Source organism: Polaromonas sp. P1_F8 (genome assembly GCF_056405635.1).
Genome location: NZ_JBFUBS010000013.1, coordinates 1 through 2,316, shown reverse-complemented (window position 1 = coordinate 2,316; position 2,316 = coordinate 1). Strand labels below are relative to the sequence as shown.

Genomic DNA, 2,316 nt, shown 5'->3' with positions numbered 1-2,316 from the left:
TTGATCACCCCGACCGGGCTTCCCATATAGATGGTTTCGTATTGGGGCACGCCATTGGCATCGTACTCACCGAGCAGTTTTCCTTCTTCGTCATAGACGTAGTAAGCCGCACCGGTAGGCACCAGCGCCGTCGGCCCCGCCTTGCTCATTCTCAACTCCAGCGCGCTATAGCTGTAACTCACCGTGCCGCCGGCGTTGGTCACCGTGGCCAGCCTGCCGCGGTCGCTGTAGCCATAGGTATTGACCCCGTCGCCTGTGATGTTGCCAGCCGCATCGTGCACCACGATGGCCGTGCCTGTTGTGTCCTGGGTTTGGTTCAGCCGGTTGCTGGTGGTCGAGATGGTGTTCGGATAGCTCGTGCCGCCGATGACCTTGGCGGTTCGGTTGCCGGTGGCGTCATAGCTGTACTGGATCGCACTGCTGCCCAGGGTCGCGCTGATCAGGCGGTTCAGGTTGTCATAACCAAAGCTCTGGTCCAGCGCGGGGACGGGCGTTCCATTGCTGGTGTGGGTGTAGCCGGTGATGCGTCCCGCTGTGTCACGAAGAATGGTTCGGCGAATCCCAGTTGTTGTCGGGTCACCCAGGTTGTACGCAATGATCTGGCCGTTGGCGTCGTAGCTGATCGCCTGGGTCTTGCTGCTGGCCCAGCTCCACCCGGTCATCTTGCTTTCAGCGTTGGTGGTGATGCCTGCTATCAGCGGCAGGGTGGTGCCAGTATTGGTGCCCACGCCATTGGCATTGGGCGGATTCACCGTGACGGCATTGACCACGCCCTGGGCGTCATAGCTGTAGTTGACTTTTGTTCCGCTGGGGTAGGTGATGGCCGTGAGTTTGTCCAGGGCGCTTCCCGTGTCGCCCCAGCTGTAGCCCATCGTGCACTGACTTAACCCTTGGCGTCATAGCCGATGGCCTGAATCTTGGTGCTGGTCCAACTCCAGCCCGTCAGCTTGTCCACCGTGCTGCCGCTGTCGTGTATTGCCGAATTCAGACTGACTCACATTTTGAAGGTTTCACTCAGCCTTTGAACGTTTGATTTCTTGTCGAACGATATAGAGGCCTTCATCGGCGTAGCCTCTCAAAGCTTCGCTTTTTTTCGCCTCGCATTTTTTTAGTTGATTAAGAAGCGATATTGCCTTAGGTGGTTCTAGATTTCGTGCCACAAAGTCGCAAACGGCAAAGCACAGTTCTTTATCGCGATAGTCTGCAAAGTTCACAACAAAAGCATCAGTAATTTTTGTCAATTGAACTTCGCGCAAAGCATCTCTTAAATTATTAACAGCAAGTATGAAATTCCAGATGCCAGGTTTTTGATAATACCGCTCTACAGAGATAAGCGTTAAGAAGTAATCAAGATGCGCATCAGGAACATCCTCATGCTCCATTAATTCATCCTCAAATTCGTCGGCCAGACGGCTACAAAGTGAAGCACTGCGCTTTTCATCCACAGAATATATCTGTAGTAACTGTTCTGCGAATTTCTCTGTCATTTGATGTCCTTCAACACAAGCAATCTTTGTCGTATTGTTCTTCAAGATCTTTAAGCCTACGCAGCTGACGATTCAGCAGGACTTCATGACCCCTCACAGTCTCGCTTAAGGCCTCACCTGGGCCGATACGTTGGGGCAGGTTCTGTGGGTTATTTTGGAGATCAGGATAGCGCTTGTTGTAAATCTCCTTTTTCAAATTTTCAATTGTCTTTTTTATTTTCTTGCATTTTTGACTGTTGTTTGGATCCTTCGGATCAGGCATCCCAGGAGTTACGATCGGATCGACTAAAGTGCCAATCGATGGGCGGGCGATAGAGCCTGCTATTGGCGCGAGAACGGGTGCTGGAATTACAGTCTGCAGTCCCATCGGATCACTAACCTCTAGCGGATCGCTCTCGACGTACGCAAAGGTATTGATGCCACCAGCCAGCCCGATAGGATCAGACTGCATATAGCGCCCAATCCTTGGGTTGTACTCCCGGTTCCAATTTTGGAACAGCCCGCTCTCAGCATCAAAGGTTTGCCCAGGCAGTCGTTGGTTGAAGCTGAAGGCTCCCAGGCTGCTCGGGTTCTGATCCGGCGCCGTCGCCCCAAAGGGCTCGGCCATATCCCAGCGCCAGACCATCGCTTCGTCGCTCTGGCGAGTGATCACCCTCGGCGCACCGATCTGATCTGTCCAGACGTTGTACAGGCTGACCGCAATGTTCCCGGCCACGGCCGTACCCGTCTGCTTGATCACCCCGACCGGGCTTCCCATATAGATGGTTTCGTATTGGGGCACGCCATTGGCATCGTACTCACCGAGCAGTTTTCCTTCTTCGTCATAGAC

2 protein-coding genes and 1 pseudogene are annotated in these 2,316 nt (G+C 53.5%); all 3 read right to left on the bottom strand.

Annotation, left to right across the window (positions count from 1 at the left end; translation table 11 throughout):
- Positions 1 to 872, bottom strand: a pseudogene (locus AC1D1J_RS22530) (hypothetical protein); the annotation flags it as partial.
- Between the two features lie 138 nt (positions 873 to 1,010).
- The gene (locus AC1D1J_RS22525) at positions 1,011 to 1,487 is read right to left on the bottom strand and encodes a hypothetical protein (protein WP_477687765.1); all 477 of its coding nucleotides are present in this window, start codon (positions 1,485 to 1,487) and stop codon (positions 1,011 to 1,013) included.
- A gap of 10 nt (positions 1,488 to 1,497) precedes the next feature.
- Positions 1,498 to 2,316 (bottom strand): RHS repeat domain-containing protein (locus AC1D1J_RS22520; protein WP_477695922.1); only part of this gene is annotated, 819 nt, incomplete at its 5' end.